The following is a 16,843-nucleotide window of genomic DNA, read 5'->3' as shown; positions in this document are numbered from 1 at the left end:
AATGTAAAGGCAATATTCGTGAGTCAGCCGATTTCTACCCTCAACGCACTTTCCCCTTTAGATGGCCGTTATGCAGGAAAACTAGATGCCTTGCGCCCTTGGTTATCCGAGGCTGCATTTATGCGTCAACGGGTGTTTGTGGAGATCCATTGGCTCTTGGCTTTGGCTTCTGCAGGTTTGCCGGATGTTCCAAAAATCAGCGCAGCCGATGAAGCGTTTTTATTGGCCTTGCCAGAAAATTTCTCAGATGCAGATGCTCAACGCATTAAGGATATCGAGGCAGTTACTAACCATGATGTCAAAGCGGTCGAATATTTCTTAAAAGAAAAAGTAGCCGGCCGTCCAGACCTATTGAAGGCCAGTGAATTTATTCACTTCGCTTGCACCTCTGAAGATATCAACAATACCTCGCATGGTTTGATGTTGCGTGGGGCGCGTGACGAAGTGTTGTTGCCGCAACTCAGAAAAGTACTTTCTGTTTTAACGGATTTGGCGATTGAGAACGCTAAGGTACCTTTGTTATCACGTACCCATGGTCAGCCCGCTTCCCCAAGTACATTGGGTAAAGAGTTAGCAAATATCGCTAAACGTTTAGAGCGTGCGATTGCAACGATTGCCGCAGTTCCGCTCCTAGGAAAAATGAATGGTGCAGTTGGTAACTACAACGCGCATTTATCTGCTTACCCCAATTTTGATTGGGAAAACTTTTCTAAAAATGTAGTTGAGAAGCGCTTGGGTCTTACATTCAATCCCTATACGATTCAAATTGAGCCGCATGATGGTATGGCTGAGTTGTTCGACGCGATTGCTCGTGCCAACACTATCTTGTTGGATATGGACCGTGACTTCTGGGCCTATATTTCGATTGGTTACTTTAAGCAGCGCACTAAAGCGGGTGAGATTGGATCTTCAACCATGCCGCATAAAGTGAACCCGATTGACTTTGAAAACTCTGAAGGTAACTTGGGCGTAGCTAACGCCTTGTTACGTCACCTAGCTGAGAAGTTACCTATTTCTCGTTGGCAGCGTGACCTGACTGATTCAACAGTATTGCGTAACCTCGGCCCAGCCTTTGGCCATAGCGTTTTAGCTTATGACAGCGCTTTGCGTGGTTTGGGTAAGCTAGAGGTAAACCATGCGGCGATTGCTGCTGACTTAGATGAGTGCTGGGAAGTATTGGCAGAACCAGTGCAAACCGTCATGCGCCGTTATGGCATTGAGAACCCGTATGAGCAACTTAAAGAGTTGACTCGTGGCAAAGGTATTAACCAGGCTGATTTACAAACCTTTATTCGTGGATTGAAGATCCCGGATGATGCAAAAACTCTTTTGCTTGAGATGACTCCATCTTCTTATTTAGGCAAGGCGGTCGAATTGACCGAACGTCTTAAAAAGTGAGTTTGACTCCAAACCTTGGGCGCACACCGCAGGATTCGCAATACGGTGCCCGCCCCAAGTTCTGGTTTGCTGTTTATCAATTGCTTTGGCATCTACTCTTGCCATTCGCATTTATTCGTCTGGCTTGGCGTACACGTCACTCATCTGAATATTTAAGTCATTTCGCTGAGCGCCTAGGCTTTGCTTATGGGAAAAATATTACTCAGGGCTCAGTATGGATTCATGCGGTATCCGTTGGTGAGACTAGAGCTGCTCAGCCTCTGATAGAAGCTTATCTAGAGCGTGGTGAAACCGTTCTGCTAACACACATGACTCTCAATGGCCGTCGCACTGGCGCCGCTTTATTTGCAAAAGCGATTGCCGCAGGTCGGCTACGCCAAGTTTATTTGCCTTATGACCTTTGTTGGTCTGTAGCCAATTTCATTCGTGCATTCAAGCCCAAATTCGGCTTGTTTATGGAGACTGAAGCCTGGCCAACCGTAGTGTTCTATTGTGCAGAAATCGGCCTGCCATTATTTTTGGTGAATGCGCGCCTATCTGAGCGTAGTGCTCGTCGAGTGAATCTATTTGGTAAAGCTGGTAGATCTTTATTTCAGGCATTTGCAGGCATCTTGGCTCAAACACAATTCGATGCTGACCGCTATCGCAGTCTTGGTGTTAAAAAAGTGGAGATTGTTGGCAACCTCAAGTTTGATGTACCGCTTGATCCAAGCCTGGTTCAACAAGGTAAATCTTGGAAGCAAGAGTTGCATTCCAAACAGCGCCTAATGGTCTGCGCTGCCAGCACTCGCGATGGTGAAGAGGGAGTCATTCTGAAGGCTTGGAAGGATTTGCTTCTTAGTAATGCATTTGATATTGCCCCATTGCTGTGCTTGGTGCCTCGTCACCCTGAGCGTTTCTCGGAAGTAGCCAATCAAATTGATGATGCTGGTTTGAAGTTTCGACGCCGCACGGAATGGCTGGAAACACCAAAGAGTGATGCGGGGGTTGATGTGATTCTCGGTGACTCGATGGGTGAGATGCCCATGTATTACAGCGCCGCTGATTTAGTGGTGATGGGTGGCAGCCTGCTCCCCTTTGGCGGTCAGAATCTCATTGAAGCTTGTGCTGCTGGCTGCCCCGTATTGCTTGGTGAGCATACTTATAACTTCCAGCAGGCTGCATTAGATGCAATAGAGATGGGTGCTGCAAAGCGCATCAAGGGCGAACTGCCATTGAGCGAGCCAATTGCCTTGATGGAATCTTTAAAAGAATTGCTATTGAATGCTGCCGAACTGGCAAAGATGTCGAGTGCTGCAATGGCCTACTCGATTGAGCATCAAGGTGCGACTAAGAAAATATTAGCCGCCCTTGAGCATCAGAATTTCACACTTAACTAATCAGTTAAAACTTAAAACTTAAACCTTAAACCTGCGCCCCGAAGTTTGGGTCATCATTGCGGCTTGTGTCTTCAGGCTTGCGTTCACCCTTAACCAAATCCTCGCGAGTTACTCCAAGCCACATCGCTAGAGCTGCTGCCACGAACACTGAAGAGTAAATGCCGAACAAGATACCAATGGTGAGCGCTAAGGCAAAGTAGAAAAGGGTAGGGCCACCAAAAATCAACATAGCCAAAACCATCATCTCAGTACTACCGTGAGTAATCACGGTACGGCTGATGGTGCTGGTAATCGCATTATCAATAATCTCGCGGGTATTCATCTTGCGGTATTTGCGGAAGTTTTCGCGAATACGGTCAAAGATCACCACGGACTCGTTAACTGAGTAGCCCAATACCGCCAATACTGCAGCTAATACGGAGAGTGAGAACTCCCACTGGAAGAAGGCGAAGAAGCCAAGAATGATCACAATGTCATGCAAGTTCGCAATGATGCCGGCGACAGCAAATTTCCACTCAAAACGGAAAGAGAGGTAAACCACGATGCCAATGATCACAAATAGCAGCGCCATCAATCCGTCTATTGCCAGCTCACGCCCAACCTGTGGACCTACGAACTCAACACGTTGCAACTTCACACCGGAAGTTGCTGGTTCAAGCGCCTTCATCACTGCTGCACTTTGATCCGCAGAGGAAATCATTTTTCCTTCAGCATCTTTTTGTAGCGGTAGGCGAATCATCACATCGCGTGAGCTACCAAAGTTCTGAATCTGGGTATCTGCGTAACCTAACTTTTCTACATTTGACCTAATGGAATCTAAAGGGGCTGTCTGGGGGTAAGAAACCTCCATCACCGTACCGCCTGTGAACTCAATCGATAGATGAAGTCCGTTATGCCAGAGGAAGAAAACAGCAGCTAAGAAGGTAATTAGAGAAACCGCATTGAGCGCCAATGCATGGCGCATAAAGGGAATGTCTTTTTTGATCCGGAAAAATTCCATGGCTTATTTCTCCTGTGGACGCCAAACTTGGCCGATAGCGAGTTTCTGAACTTTTTTACCTCTGCCGTACCAGAGGTTAACCAGGCCACGTGAGAAAAAGACTGCTGAAAACATTGAAGTCAAAATACCAAGGCAATGTACTACCGCAAAGCCTTTGATTGGGCCTGAGCCAAATGCCAACAACGCCAAGCCGGCAATTAAGGTGGTGACGTTTGAATCTAAGATGGTTGCCCAAGCTTTATCAAAGCCAACAGCGATCGCCGTTTGCGGAGCGGCACCATTGCGCAGCTCCTCACGAATACGTTCGTTAATCAAGACGTTGGAATCAATCGCCATACCCAGCGCCAAGGCCATCGCAGCGATACCTGGCAGAGTTAAAGTGGCTTGCAACATCGACAACACAGAAATCAAGAGTAGCAAGTTCACTGCCAAAGCTACCACTGAGAAAGTGCCAAATAAGAGGTAGTAGGCAATCATGAAGACAGAGATTGCTGCAAAACCAATGATGAGGGATTTGAAGCCCTTCTCAATATTTTCTGCGCCAAGGCTTGGTCCAATGGTGCGCTCTTCAATGATTTCCATTGGGGCTGCAAGTGAACCTGCGCGTAACAAGAGGGCTAAGTCATTTGCACTCTCGGTAGTTGGTTGACCAGTGATCTGGAATTTAGATCCGAACTCGCCTTGAATGGTAGCAATCGTGAGAACCTCACCTTTGCCTTTTTCAAACAAGATCATGCCCATTGGCTTGCCAATATTTTCACGAGTTACTTCTTGCATCACGCGACCACCAGCAGCATCTAAGGAGATATTGACAGCAGGACGTTGGTTTTGATCGAAGCCAGCGCTCGCATCGGTAATACGATCGCCGCTGAAAATGACGGATTTTTTGAATACACCTTGGCGTGTTTCGCCAAAGCGGAATACATCCATGCCTGGAGGTGGAGTCTCACCAATCGCAATCGTAGAAACAATTGGGTCAGCTAGTCTGGACTCAAGAGTTGCAGTACGACCAATAATATCTTTGGCGCGTGCAGTATCTTGCACGCCTGGTAACTGAACAACAATGCGTTCAGCGCCTTGTTGTTGAATCACTGGTTCTTTAACGGCCAATTCATTTACGCGTTTATTCAGTGTGACGATATTTTGTTTTACGGCGTTGTCTTGAATTTCTTTCAAGGCAGTAGGTTTAAATTCGCCGACCAACTTAGGAGACAGGCCGGTAGGCTTAATTTGCCAAATGAGTTCAGGCTGGCTAGTCATTAAAACAGAGCGTGCCTTTTCTGCGTCTTCAATGCTGCCGAAAGTCAGGGTGATGGTGTCCTGGCCGCGCTCAATACCTTGCTGGCGAATTGATTTGTCGCGTAACTGGCTACGAATATCGGTTGCTAAAGAAGTCACCTTCTTTTGAACTGCGCCCTTCATGTCCACTTGCAGCAAGAAGTAAACGCCGCCACGCAAGTCAAGACCCAGTGGCATTGGTAAAGCATTGAGTGCATTCAACCAACTCGGAGTATTGGAGAGTAGATTTAATGCAACTGTGAAATTGGGTTCGTTCTGATCGATATTCAACTTTTGTTGCAGCAAGTCGCGGGCACGTAATTGAATGTCGGTGTTGTTAAAACGAATTTTGATTGAACCTACATTGCCTGCGGATTCAAAGAAGATGCCGGTATTGCTAATGTTGCCATCAGTCAGAATCTTTTCGACTCGAGACTGTGTCGCCAAATCAACCTTGATGGTTGGTTTGGCGGACGAGACTTGAACCGCTGGAGCCTCTCCGTAGAAATTGGGTAATGAATATAGTCCTCCAATTAATAATGCAAAGAGGATGACTATGTATTTCCAGAGAGGGTAGCGATTCATATTAAGATACTTTTAAACAAACGTATTAAGCAGACTTCAGTGAGCCTTTTGGCAATACTGTTGTGATGGCACCTTTTTGCATCTGCACTTCAGTGCCAGCAGAAATTTCAACAGTAACAACTTGATCTTTCAATGCGGTAACTTTGCCGATGATGCCGCCAACAGTCACTACTTCGTCGCCAACAGATAAAGACTCAAGCATTGCTTTAGTTTCTTTTTGACGCTTCATTTGTGGGCGAATCATGATGAAGTACAGAACTGCAAACATCAAAATAAGGGGAAGGAAGCTCATTAAGCCACCAGAATCTGCACCCGCGGCTGGAGCCTGGGCAAAAGCGTTACTAATCCACATACAAAACCTCCATTAATTACCAATTGGAAACTGCTTCAGTTTTAGGCTTTTAAAGCGAAGCCGTAAACCCGCAATTCTAAACTGTATGGGGCTTTGAGGGCTGATTTACTGCCCTAGGGGTATTAATCCTGTCCAGGCTCTACGCCCCGTTGGCGATTCCGATGAAATTCCTCGCGGTAGGCGCTAAAACGGTCTTTAGACAGGGATTCTCTGACCTCCTCCATTAGCTGGAGGTAGTAGGAAAGATTGTGGATGGTGTTGAGCTGCGATCCAAGGATCTCATTCGCCTTTTGGAGGTGATTTAAGTAGGATCTGGTGAAGTTTTTACAGGTGTAGCAGGCGCAGGTAGGGTCAACAGGGCGATCATCGTCCTTGTACCCTGAATTACGCAGCTTCAGGTCGCCAAAGCGGGTAAATAGCCAGCCATTGCGGGCATTGCGAGTTGGCATAACGCAGTCAAACATATCGATACCCAGACTGACGCCCAGCATCAGATCCTCAGGTGTCCCAACCCCCATCAAGTAATGGGGCATGTGCTCTGGCAGCTTAGGGGCCGTGAAATTGAGGATGCGCTCAAACTCGGGTTTGGGTTCTCCAACGGAGAGGCCGCCAATAGCTATGCCATCAAAGCCTTGTTGGCTGACGGCATCCAAGGAGAATTCCCGCAAATTTTCAAACATGCCGCCTTGAACGATGCCAAAAAGGCCATTGCCTGTCTCGAGTTCGCGAAAGCGTTTTAAGGAGCGGTCACCCCAGCGCAGCGACATTTCTAGTGAAGCGCGTGCAGTTTTTTCTGATGTTGCTTGTCCTTTGACTTCGTAAGGTGTGCACTCATCAAACTGCATAGCAATGTCACTATTGAGCACCGCCTGAATTTCCATCGACACTTCTGGCGACATAAATAATTTATCGCCATTGATTGGGGAGGCAAAGGTCACACCTTCTTCGGAAATTTTTCTCAGCGCCCCCAAGCTAAAGACCTGAAAGCCACCGGAGTCAGTAAGGATGGGCTTATCCCAGCCCATGAAGCGGTGTAAGCCGCCATGCTTCTTAATGACATCTAATCCAGGTCGTAGCCACAGATGAAAGGTATTGCCCAAAATAATTTGTGCTTTGGCCTCATGTAAATCCCGCGGAGTCATTGCCTTCACGGTGCCATATGTGCCCACTGGCATAAAGATCGGTGTTTGTACGCTACCGTGAGGAAGATCAAGTTGGCCAAGGCGTGCAGGGCTCGCTGAGTCGCGCGCGAGGATATTGAAGTGAACGGGTTTAGTCATGAGTTTGTCTAGTTAAGAACATCGCATCGCCGTAGCTAAAGAAGCGGTATTCATTTTGAATGGCATGTTGATAGGCATTGCGGATATTGTCTACGCCAGCAAAGGCGCTCACCAACATTAATAGGGTTGATTTTGGCAGATGAAAGTTTGTAAGCAAGCAATCCACAGTTTTAAATGTGTAACCAGGTGTAATAAATAAATTGGTTTCGCCACTGGCTTGTTGGCTTTGAGCTTGGCTTTCTAGGGCACGCAGGCTGGTTGTCCCGACTGCAATGACTCTGCCACCTGCTTTGTGAGTAGCCCCTATTGCCTCAATAGTTTCCATCGGAACTGAAAACCATTCGTAATGCATTTTGTGTTTGCTGAGGTCTTCTTCGCGAACTGGCGTAAAGGTGCCGGCACCCACATGAAGGGTAACGGTGGCCTGCTGAACTCCGAGTTCATTTAGCTTCTTGAGAATAGCTTCATCAAAGTGCAAGCCTGCCGTAGGGGCTGCGACAGCACCGGGGTTCTTAGCGACAACAGTTTGATAGCGGTTAGCATCTTCTTGATCCGGCTGATGCTCAATATAAGGCGGTAGTGGCAATTCGCCAAAGCGCTCAAGTAAATCAAATACATTCTCGGGGAAGCGCACTTCATAGAATCGGCCGTCATAGCCAATCATTTCTACTGGGAAAGTTTCCCCTGACTTATTGTGTATATGAACAATACTGCCGGTCTTAGGAACCTTTGAGGCTCTAATTTGTACCCAGGCCTGCTTGTCACCGCTAATGCGTTCGATCAGGAGCTCAACGTTGCCCCCAGTCTCTTTTTTGCCATGCAGGCGAGCAGGAATAACCTTGGTGTCATTAAAGACGAGTAAATCCCCAGGCTTGATAAGGTTAAGAATGTCGGGAAACTGCCGATCGATCAGTTGGGCGACATTATCCCCATTCGCCCTCAGCTCTAGGAGGCGACTATCCGTTCTATTGGCCAGGGGATGCTGGGCAATTAGTTCGGGTGGGAGGTCGTAATTGAAGTCGGAAAGTTGCATAGCATTACCATCAGGTATTGGATTTTAACGATGACGACTAAGCCACCGCCAACTGCACTCGAAAAGATGGGTTTAAACACCCCTATGGCGCTTGCTTTGCACCTGCCATCCCGTTACGAGGACGAGACTGAGCTTTTCACTATCGAGGAAGCTTTGGGGCTTGGAAGGTTTCATTCGATTCAGACCCAGGGTGTTGTGATTCGCAATCAGGTCACGTTCCGCCCTAGAAGGCAGCTCTTAGTCACTATTGAGGATGACACTGCTTCGCTTCAACTCCGATTCCTCAATTTCTACCCGAGCCAGCAAAAGCAGATGGCGGTGGGCGCGCATGTGCGGGTACGAGGCGAGATTCGCGAGGGTTATCAAGGTCCTGAGATGGTGCATCCTACTGTCCGCGCTGTTGTACCAGAGGCGCCCTTGTCGGCTAGCTTAACGCCGGTATACCCAGCTAGCGCTGGTCTTTCACAAACCATTATTCGTAAGGCAGTGTTAAAGGCTCTTCAGGATGCCAGTCTCAAAGAAAGTTTGGCGGAATTTTTACCACCCAAACTCATGGCAGAAATTTTGCCAACTAATGATTGGCCACCACTCCAAGATGCAATCACCTACTTGCATCAACCACCTGCTGATGCCAATACCCAATCACTTCTGGAGCGGACCCATCCTGCGTGGCGCCGAGTGCAGTTTGAAGAATTGCTCGCGCAGCAGATTTCTTTGAAGCGAGCCCATGCTATTCGGAGAGAGAGACGTGCTCCTAGTTTTGCGAAGGGTCAGGAAAAAACAAAATCATCAAACAAAGTAAATCTTGGCATTGAAGAGGGTTTACTCAAAGTCCTACCATTCGAGCTAACTGGCGCTCAAACTCGTGTTTGGTCTGAGATTGGGCTTGATCTATCCAATACCTTTCCAATGAACCGTTTATTACAAGGCGATGTGGGTAGCGGAAAAACAGTGATTGCAGCATTGGCTGCTGCGCGTGCGATGGATCACGGATATCAAGCTGCCATCATGGCGCCCACAGAAATTCTGGCTGAGCAACACTACCTCAAAATGCAAGAGTGGTTTGAGCCTTTAGGAGTCAAGATTGCATGGCTCTCGGGTAGCTTGAAGGCAAAAGAAAAAAAACTTGCACAAGAAATGATTGAGAGTGGTGAAGCTCAACTGATTATTGGTACTCATGCCCTTATTCAGGATAAGGTGAGTTTTGCTAAGTTGGGTTTGGCTGTAATTGATGAGCAACATCGTTTTGGCGTAAGGCAACGTTTAGAAATTCAGCAACGGGTTGGTTCTGAATTATTTTATTGCCACCAATTGATGATGTCGGCCACTCCAATTCCACGAACCTTGGCGATGACCTACTACGCCGACCTAGATGTTTCGGTCATTGATGAATTGCCCCCGGGTCGTAAACCAATTGCCACCAAAGTAGTAAAGGCGGCGCGCAGGGATGAAGTGATTAGCGGCCTATATGATTGGCTGTCCAAGGGACTACAAGCCTATTGGGTTTGTCCTTTAATTGAAGAGTCTGAAGTATTGCAATTACAAACAGCCGTTGAAAGTTTTGAGCAGCTCACACAAGCGCTGCCAAATTTCAAAGTGGGATTAGTGCATGGCCGCTTGAAGAGCAAAGAGAAGGCTGCGGTGATGGCGGCATTCAAAGCCAATGAAATCCAGCTCTTAGTTGCTACTACAGTGATTGAGGTCGGGGTTGATGTGCCCAATGCGGCGCTGATGGTGATCGAGCATGCCGAACGTTTCGGCTATGCGCAGATTCATCAGTTGCGTGGGCGCGTAGGGCGCGGTTCGGCGGATTCAGTTTGTATTTTGATGTATGCAGAACCCTTATCTTTAGCGGCTAAAGAGCGCCTACAAACTTTACGAGAAACTTCAGACGGATTTGTGATTGCAGAGCGCGACTTATCGTTGCGTGGTCCTGGTGAGTTATTGGGGGCAAAGCAGTCAGGCGATGCGATGCTCCGGTTTGTGGATCTTCAACGCGACGCCTGGTTGATCGAACTGGCCCAGACTGCAGCAGAGCGCTTGCTGGCAGAGCATGGTGATTTAGTGGAGCGACATCTTGAGCGCTGGTTAGGCTCCCGCACAGAATTCTTAAAGGCTTGATAATTTAGCTATGAATATGAAAAGAGATTTTCTCTGATGCGTGATCGTATTGTTGCTTACGCCTATTTGATCCGTTTGGATAAGCCGATCGGAACCTTGCTTCTATTGTGGCCAACCTTGTGGGCGCTTTGGCTAGCGAGCGGCGGCTTCCCCCAATGGCATCTCCTAATTATTTTTATCTTGGGAACTTTCTTAATGCGTAGTGCGGGCTGCGCTATCAATGATTATGCGGATCAAGACTTTGATCGCCATGTCTTGAGAACTAAAGATCGTCCCATTACCAGTGGCAAGATTTCCGGAAAAGAAGCGTTGATGGTGGCTGGGAGTCTTGCTCTGATAGCTTTTCTACTGATTCAGCCTCTGAATGCGCTAACCAAGGAACTTTCTTTCTTTGCCTTGGCGGTTGCGATTCTCTATCCCTTTACCAAACGTTTTTTTGCTATTCCGCAGGCAGTTCTGGGCATTGCCTTTGGCTTTGGGATTCCGATGGCCTATGCGGCGGTATTGGACTTTATTCCGCTGGAGGCATGGGTTTTGTTTGTCGGCAATATCTTTTGGGCTATCGCCTATGACACCGCCTATGCCATGGTTGATCGTGATGATGATTTGCGCTTAGGTTTGAGAACCTCAGCCATTACATTTGGCCGCTTTGATGTGATCGCAATTGCCCTGAGTTACGGCGTGCTATTTCTGAGTCAGATTTGGGTTGCGCAGTTGGCAAACCTCAGTAATTACTTTTGGGTGGGTTGGGCCTTGGCGCTTGCTTGCGCTATTTACCATTTGAAACTAGTTTCTACTCGCAAGCGCGAAGAATGCTTTAAAGCATTTCGCCACAACAACTGGCTTGGCGGATTCCTATTTCTAGGAATCCTATTGGGTCTGGCTCGCTTTTAGTTCTTTCCTAGCTCATCGCCCATGGCTTTGCCACGTTGACTGGCAGCATCAATCGCTTTTTCCAGTGCGCCATGCCAATCGAGTTGCTTAAGCATATCTAGTGCGGCAGCTGTAGTGCCACCCTTGGAAGTGACTCGCTCGCGCAATACACCTGCATGCTCATCGGAGTTATGGGCGAGTTGTGTAGCGCCTTCCAAAGTTGCATAAGCAAGTTTGCGAGCAGTAGCCGCATCAAGCCCAAGTTTCTCGCCGCTCGATTGCATTGCCTCTAAGAAAGCAAAAACATAGGCTGGGCCACTTCCAGATACAGCGGTAACAGCATCCATCAGTTTTTCTTCATTAACCCAGACTGCTTGTCCAACTGCATTGCAAATGGTTTCCGCTAAGGCGCGATCTAAAGCATTGACTGCAGCATCGGCAAATAGACCGGTAATACCTTTACCAATGAGGGCGGGGGTATTTGGCATAGCGCGAACGCAGCGCTCGTGGTCAAGCCAACGACTCATGTCTTTGAGGCGGATACCTGCGGCAATACTAAGGATCAGCGGACCTGGCGAAGTTGCATGCTTGAGCTTTGCGCTCAAAGATTTGGCAACTACATTGAAATCTTGGGGCTTGATAGCCATCACTACGACATTGTTTTTGGAGAAATCAAAAGCGATCTGATCTAGTGCACCAATGATCTGCACGCCAAAATCTTGATGTAATTGCAGGCCAGTGCTGGCATTGGCTTCAACCACAGAAAGTTGCTTAGCTTCAAAACCGTTGGCGAGTAATCCGCTAATTAATGCGCGACCCATATTGCCACCACCAATAAAGGTGATGTGGGCATTCTGGTTTGTTTGTTGTGTGCTCATGCTTTTATCTTATCGCGCTTCCCAAAAATGGCGCTTCCTATACGTACCATGGTGCTGCCTTCAGCAATTGCAGCCTCCATATCATCCGACATCCCCATCGAAAGGGTGTCAAAGAAATCATAACCAAGATCATGGCTATGCTTTACTTTAATACCAGTAAAACACTCCCTGACTGCCGCAAAGGCTTGGCGTTGTTGTCCTACGTCTTCGCTGGGCGCAGGGATAGCCATGAGTCCGCGAAGAACGAGATTGGGGAGTTTGGCGACTGCATTGCAAAGCGCCTCTACTTCCTCAAGAGCTATACCGCTTTTGGATTCTTCTTCGCTCACATTGATTTGAACGCACACTTGCAAGTCGCCCAAATCTGGAAACTCTCCGCGCTGGCTAGATAGTCGTTCAGCAATTTTGAGTCTATCGATACTGTGAACCCAATCAAAGTGTTCTGCGACATCGCGCGTCTTATTACTTTGTAGTGGACCAATGAAGTGCCACTCAAGCCAAGGACGCAATTTAGCGAGTTGCTGAATTTTCTCAACACCTTCCTGTACGTAGTTCTCACCAAAAGCGGTTTGCCCTGCATGCATCGCCTCTTCAACCGCCAGAGCGGGAAAGGTTTTACTTACCGCAAGCAGCTGAATATCTTCGGGTTCGCGCTTGGCTGCCAGTGCCGCTAATTCAAGGCGCTGTTTTACCAACATCAGGTTGGCGGTAACTTGACTCATTATTTAGTTCGGCCTGCTTGGCTAATGAGTTGATCAACGATCTCGATCCAATGTAAGACCGGAGTATCTTTCTGTTGGAGATGGGTAATGCAACCAATGTTTCCAGAAACAATCACCTCAGCCCCCGATTCTTCACAAGCGGCATTGAGGTGTGCAAGTTTGTTCTTGCGTAATTGCTCTGATAGTTCTGGCTGGGTAACTGAATAGGTTCCCGCTGAACCACAGCACAGATGACTATCAGCACAGAGGCGAACGCCAATACCAATGCTGGATAGAAGACCTTCAACCTTGCCTCGAATTTGTTGGCCATGTTGCAATGTGCAGGGCGGGTGGTACACCACGCCAGGCTTAGGATCCGCCCCTACAAGAGATATCAACTCACCTTCAAGTGCTGGCAAGATTTCTGAAATATCTTTAGTGAGATCAGAGATCTGTTTTGCCTTGCTTGCATATTGCGGGTCATTTGCAAATAGATGCCCATAGTCTTTGACCATCACGCCGCAACCAGATGCAGTCATGACGATGGCTTCTACACCTTGCTCGACTTGCGGCCACCAAGCATCGATATTCTGTTTAGCGTTATCTAGGCCGCCAGCTTGATCGTTTAGGTGATAACGTAATGCGCCACAGCAAGTGGCATTGGGTGCACTAATCAATTCAATCTTGAGTGCATCTAAAACACGAGCTGTCGCAGAGTTAATGTTTGGCAACATGCCTGGTTGGACACATCCCTCGAGCAATAGCATCTTGCGAGAGTGACTTGCTTGTGGCCTGGCGTAGGGATCGGTGCTGCTAGCTAACGCTTTATTTTTAGCTTCTGGAATTTTGCGTTGGATACCGGCGGGCATGAGTGGGCGAACTAAGCGACCAATTGCCATTGCAGAATTAAATAACTTAGGACTCGTTAATCCTTCTTTCAATGCCCAGCGGGTGAGTCGCTGACCAATAGGGCGTTCAGGTGTATTTTCTTCTGCCCACTTGCGACCGATATCCACTAGGTTGCCGTACTGCACGCCGCTTGGGCAAGTGCTTTCACAATTGCGACAAGTGAGGCAGCGATCTAAATGCATGCGTGTTTTTTCAGTCGGGACTTGGCCTTCTGCAATCTGCTTAATTAAGTAGATGCGACCACGTGGTCCGTCGAGTTCATCGCCCAGAATTTGATAGGTAGGGCAAGTGGCGGTGCAGAAGCCACAGTGCACGCACTTTCCAAGAATTCTGGCGGCCTCTATACCTTCAGGAGTATTGGCGAATTGGGGGGCGAGTTGAGTTTGCATATAAAGACTTAAGGAAGGCGTGAAGTAGCAAATACGCCTGCTGGATCAAAGGCGGCTCTTAGGCGTGCTTGCACTGCCTCTAAAGCAGTTGAGTGCGCTTGCTCACTCAGGAGGGTAAAGCGTTGCTTGCTTGGGTCAACACTGCTTCCTTGCTTAAAGCGTGTTGCATGTCCACCGTTAGCATTAGCTAAAGCTTTAATGGATGCAAAAGTAGCATCATCACCAGGCGCTGTAAACCAACGTTGCTGTCCATGCCATTCCAAAGCGATGTCGCCACTCGTATTTTGAAGAGCAAGTGGTCCACAGGCAGCAGGAAGTGCCAGGCGATACAAAGTTTCATCACTACTGAGTTTTGAGAAAACGGGGAGTTGCTGTTCGCGCAAAGCAGACCAAAATTCTGTAGCAACCTTAGGTTCCAATTCCGTTGCATTGACTGCTGCGCCCATCAAAGGTATCGCTGCCTTAACTGCGGCAGCTGCGCCAGCCAAACGAATGGTGAGCTCACCATCGCCACCCTTGGAACTTCCAATCCAGCAACTAGCTGATAGCGGCAGTGGTTGTCCTGCCCATTCATTTAAGAGTTGCAGTGCACGTGCTTGAGTAATATTGCAGCGAAGAGATGTTGTGGCTGCTGGTCGTGGCAGAACCTTTACAGAGGCCTCGAGCAATAGTGACAATGTGCCCATGGATCCAGGTAGCAAGCGTGAAACGTCATATCCGGCTACGTTCTTCATCACCTTGCCGCCAAAAGATAAATCTTGACCTTTGCCATCCAGAATGCGCGCGCCAAGAACAAAGTCACGCAAGTTACCAACGCTAATTCGTCCAGGCCCTGCTAAGCCTGCTGCTATAGCGCCGCCAAAGGTTGCGGTATCACCAAAATGGGGTGGCTCAAATGCGAGCACTTGATTCTTCTCAGCTAGAGCTGCTTCAATTTCCTTTAATGGCGTACCGGCACAAGCGGTAATTACCAGCTCTTCAGGCTGGTATTCCAAGATGCCAGAGTAAGGACGGGTATCTAACTTGGCATAGGAATTAGCATTGCCATACCAAGACTTTGTGCCGCCACCTTCAATTGATAAAGGCGTTTTGTTTTTGGCTGCCGCCAAAATTTGCTCACGAAATAAATCAATATTCATATTATTGGATTGAGACATTAGAAGCGCTCCAACTCGGGATGCGGCAAGTTGCCACCACTAATGCGCATACGACCATATTCAGCGCAGCGATTCAAGGTTGGGATAGCCTTGTCTGGATTCAATAGGCGCTCCGGATCAAATGCTGCCTTAACACCCCAGAATGATTCACGTTCACCTTCGCCGAATTGAACGCACATGGAATTGATCTTCTCAATGCCAACACCATGTTCACCAGTAATCGTGCCATCAAGCTCAACACAGGCTTCTAAAATTTCAGTACCAAACTCTTCCGCACGGTGCCACTCTTCTTGGTCGGCGCCGTTAAATAAAATGAGGGGATGCATATTGCCATCGCCCGCATGAAATACGTTCAGACAAGCAAGACCATATTTCTTTTCCATTCCTTGAATGCGTCTTAGTAGGGTGCCAATATTTCTGCGTGGGATCGTACCGTCCATGCAGTAGTAGTCGGGCGCTAAGCGCCCAGCCGCAGGGAATGCATTCTTACGACCGCTCCAAAACTTCAGGCGCTCGGCTTCATTCTGAGAAATCTGAATACCACTAGCGCCAGCTTGTTCTAGCACTTTCGTCATGCGCTCAATTTCTTCTGCAACCTCTTCGGGCGTGCCATCTGACTCACATAAGAGAATAGTCTCGGCTTCAAGGTCATACCCTGCATGAACAAATTCTTCTACGGCACGAGTGGTGGCTTTATCCATCATCTCTAAGCCGGCTGGAATAATGCCAGCAGCAATGATGGCAGCAACTGCATCTGCACCTTTTTCAATATCGTCAAAGCTCGCCATGATGACGCGTGCCAATTTTGGCTTAGCAATTAACTTCACCGTAACTTCAGTGACAACCGCAAGCATGCCTTCGCTACCCATCACGATGGCTAATAAATCAAGTCCTGGGGAGTCTGGAGCAAGACTGCCAAATTCCACAATCTCGCCGTTCATCAAAATGCCGCGGACTTTTAATACGTTGTGAAGCGTGAGTCCATATTTAAGGCAGTGCACACCACCAGAGTTTTCGTTCACATTGCCGCCAATTGAGCAGGCAATCTGCGACGATGGATCTGGAGCGTAATAGAGCCCAAGATGGGCAACTGCTTCGGAGATGGCCAAATTCCGTACGCCTGGTTGCACCACCGCAGTTCTGGTGAAGGGATCAATACTGACGATCTTTTTGAGCTTAGCTAGTGAGAGCACTAAACCCTGAGAAATAGGCATGGCACCACCAGATAGGCCTGTGCCAGATCCGCGTGGGACGATAGGCACTTGCATCTCAAAGCAAATCCTCAGAATCTGGGCAACCTGTTCCTCAGTCTCTGGAAGGGCAACAGCCAGTGGCATACGCCGATAGGCTGCTAAGCCGTCACATTCGTAGGGAATCGTGTCCTCAGGCTCCCACAGCAATGCATGCTCCGGGAGGATGGGGCGCAGGGCCGATACCAATTTAGATTGAAGGGCTGTAATAGCCGCGAGCTCGGGGGGCGGGGTCACCATATTCATAGGAATCATTTTAG

14 protein-coding genes are annotated in these 16,843 nt (G+C 48.2%); 4 read left to right on the top strand and 10 right to left on the bottom strand.

The window, feature by feature from the left end; translation table 11 throughout:
• Positions 1 to 18 precede the first annotated feature (18 nt).
• Positions 19 to 1,398 (top strand): adenylosuccinate lyase, encoded by a 1,380-nt coding sequence (gene purB / locus ICN30_RS07075; RefSeq protein WP_216274369.1) that lies wholly within the window; start codon positions 19 to 21, stop codon positions 1,396 to 1,398.
• Entirely contained in the window at positions 1,395 to 2,777 is a 1,383-nt protein-coding gene (locus tag ICN30_RS07070; RefSeq protein ID WP_370626609.1) for a 3-deoxy-D-manno-octulosonic acid transferase, read from the top strand. Before purB ends, ICN30_RS07070 begins: the two co-directional genes overlap by 4 nt.
• A gap of 25 nt (positions 2,778 to 2,802) precedes the next feature.
• Here ICN30_RS07070 and secF read toward each other — a convergent pair whose 3' ends face one another.
• From secF to queA, 5 genes are all read right to left on the bottom strand, one after another.
• Entirely contained in the window at positions 2,803 to 3,777 is a 975-nt protein-coding gene (gene secF, locus ICN30_RS07065) for a protein translocase subunit SecF (RefSeq protein WP_216179624.1), read from the bottom strand.
• Positions 3,778 to 3,780: 3 nt separating this feature from the next.
• On the bottom strand, positions 3,781 to 5,640 hold the full coding sequence (gene secD, locus ICN30_RS07060; RefSeq protein WP_216274366.1) for a protein translocase subunit SecD: 1,860 nt from the start codon (positions 5,638 to 5,640) through the stop codon (positions 3,781 to 3,783).
• A 25-nt stretch (positions 5,641 to 5,665) separates the two neighbouring features.
• Complete coding sequence (yajC, locus tag ICN30_RS07055; RefSeq protein WP_215375725.1) at positions 5,666 to 5,992, bottom strand: preprotein translocase subunit YajC; 327 nt, start codon at positions 5,990 to 5,992, stop codon at positions 5,666 to 5,668.
• Between the two features lie 122 nt (positions 5,993 to 6,114).
• Positions 6,115 to 7,272, bottom strand: a complete 1,158-nt coding sequence (gene tgt / locus ICN30_RS07050; RefSeq protein ID WP_216274364.1) for a tRNA guanosine(34) transglycosylase Tgt — start codon at positions 7,270 to 7,272, stop codon at positions 6,115 to 6,117.
• Positions 7,265 to 8,305: a tRNA preQ1(34) S-adenosylmethionine ribosyltransferase-isomerase QueA gene (gene queA / locus ICN30_RS07045; protein ID WP_216274362.1), complete on the bottom strand. Its 1,041-nt coding sequence runs from the start codon at positions 8,303 to 8,305 to the stop codon at positions 7,265 to 7,267. Before queA ends, tgt begins: the two co-directional genes overlap by 8 nt.
• A gap of 30 nt (positions 8,306 to 8,335) precedes the next feature.
• Here queA and recG point away from each other — a divergent pair, with 30 nt between their 5' ends.
• Together recG and ubiA are read left to right on the top strand one after the other, a co-directional pair.
• Positions 8,336 to 10,426: an ATP-dependent DNA helicase RecG gene (recG, locus tag ICN30_RS07040; RefSeq protein ID WP_216274360.1), complete on the top strand. Its 2,091-nt coding sequence runs from the start codon at positions 8,336 to 8,338 to the stop codon at positions 10,424 to 10,426.
• A 36-nt stretch (positions 10,427 to 10,462) separates the two neighbouring features.
• Positions 10,463 to 11,320, top strand: a complete 858-nt coding sequence (ubiA, locus tag ICN30_RS07035) for a 4-hydroxybenzoate octaprenyltransferase (RefSeq protein WP_216274358.1) — start codon at positions 10,463 to 10,465, stop codon at positions 11,318 to 11,320.
• On the opposite strand, the gene proC is transcribed toward ubiA, so the two are convergent.
• Genes proC through ICN30_RS07010 form a run of 5 tightly spaced genes read right to left on the bottom strand, consistent with a single transcriptional unit; the run spans position 11,317 to position 16,838 of the window.
• The gene (gene proC / locus ICN30_RS07030) at positions 11,317 to 12,177 is read right to left on the bottom strand and encodes a pyrroline-5-carboxylate reductase (RefSeq protein WP_216274355.1); all 861 of its coding nucleotides are present in this window, start codon (positions 12,175 to 12,177) and stop codon (positions 11,317 to 11,319) included. The genes ubiA and proC overlap by 4 nt on opposite strands.
• Complete coding sequence (locus tag ICN30_RS07025; RefSeq protein ID WP_216274353.1) at positions 12,174 to 12,899, bottom strand: YggS family pyridoxal phosphate-dependent enzyme; 726 nt, start codon at positions 12,897 to 12,899, stop codon at positions 12,174 to 12,176. The genes proC and ICN30_RS07025 overlap by 4 nt, the downstream gene beginning before the upstream one ends.
• A complete protein-coding gene (gene glcF, locus ICN30_RS07020) occupies positions 12,899 to 14,176 on the bottom strand; it encodes a glycolate oxidase subunit GlcF (protein WP_216274351.1) in 1,278 nt (425 codons plus the stop codon). Before glcF ends, ICN30_RS07025 begins: the two co-directional genes overlap by 1 nt.
• Positions 14,177 to 14,184: 8 nt before the next feature.
• A complete protein-coding gene (gene glcE / locus ICN30_RS07015; protein ID WP_216274348.1) occupies positions 14,185 to 15,333 on the bottom strand; it encodes a glycolate oxidase subunit GlcE in 1,149 nt (382 codons plus the stop codon).
• A complete protein-coding gene (locus ICN30_RS07010) occupies positions 15,333 to 16,838 on the bottom strand; it encodes an FAD-linked oxidase C-terminal domain-containing protein (RefSeq protein WP_370626611.1) in 1,506 nt (501 codons plus the stop codon). The genes glcE and ICN30_RS07010 overlap by 1 nt, the downstream gene beginning before the upstream one ends.
• Positions 16,839 to 16,843: the final 5 nt, after the last annotated feature.

It is taken from the genome of Polynucleobacter sp. 31A-FELB (assembly GCF_018882405.1).
Classification (GTDB): Bacteria; Pseudomonadota; Gammaproteobacteria; order Burkholderiales; family Burkholderiaceae; genus Polynucleobacter.
The sequence above is the reverse complement of the archived record's forward strand: the minus strand, read 5'-3'. Positions and strand labels throughout refer to the sequence as shown.

What these genes read in the sequence shown, in the direction of transcription:
- secF (WP_216179624.1), bottom strand. Translation starts at nt 3,777, where the DNA reads ATGGAATTTTTCCGGATCAAAAAAGACATTCCCTTTATGCGCCATGCA.
- ubiA (WP_216274358.1), top strand. Translation starts at nt 10,463, where the DNA reads ATGCGTGATCGTATTGTTGCTTACGCCTATTTGATCCGTTTGGATAAG.
- proC (WP_216274355.1), bottom strand. Translation starts at nt 12,177, where the DNA reads ATGAGCACACAACAAACAAACCAGAATGCCCACATCACCTTTATTGGT.
- glcF (WP_216274351.1), bottom strand. Translation starts at nt 14,176, where the DNA reads ATGCAAACTCAACTCGCCCCCCAATTCGCCAATACTCCTGAAGGTATA.
- yajC (WP_215375725.1), bottom strand. Translation starts at nt 5,992, where the DNA reads ATGTGGATTAGTAACGCTTTTGCCCAGGCTCCAGCCGCGGGTGCAGAT.
- queA (WP_216274362.1), bottom strand. Translation starts at nt 8,305, where the DNA reads ATGCAACTTTCCGACTTCAATTACGACCTCCCACCCGAACTAATTGCC.
- secD (WP_216274366.1), bottom strand. Translation starts at nt 5,640, where the DNA reads ATGAATCGCTACCCTCTCTGGAAATACATAGTCATCCTCTTTGCATTA.
- glcE (WP_216274348.1), bottom strand. Translation starts at nt 15,333, where the DNA reads ATGTCTCAATCCAATAATATGAATATTGATTTATTTCGTGAGCAAATT.
- ICN30_RS07025 (WP_216274353.1), bottom strand. Translation starts at nt 12,899, where the DNA reads ATGAGTCAAGTTACCGCCAACCTGATGTTGGTAAAACAGCGCCTTGAA.
- ICN30_RS07010 (WP_370626611.1), bottom strand. Translation starts at nt 16,838, where the DNA reads ATGATTCCTATGAATATGGTGACCCCGCCCCCCGAGCTCGCGGCTATT.
- recG (WP_216274360.1), top strand. Translation starts at nt 8,336, where the DNA reads ATGACGACTAAGCCACCGCCAACTGCACTCGAAAAGATGGGTTTAAAC.
- tgt (WP_216274364.1), bottom strand. Translation starts at nt 7,272, where the DNA reads ATGACTAAACCCGTTCACTTCAATATCCTCGCGCGCGACTCAGCGAGC.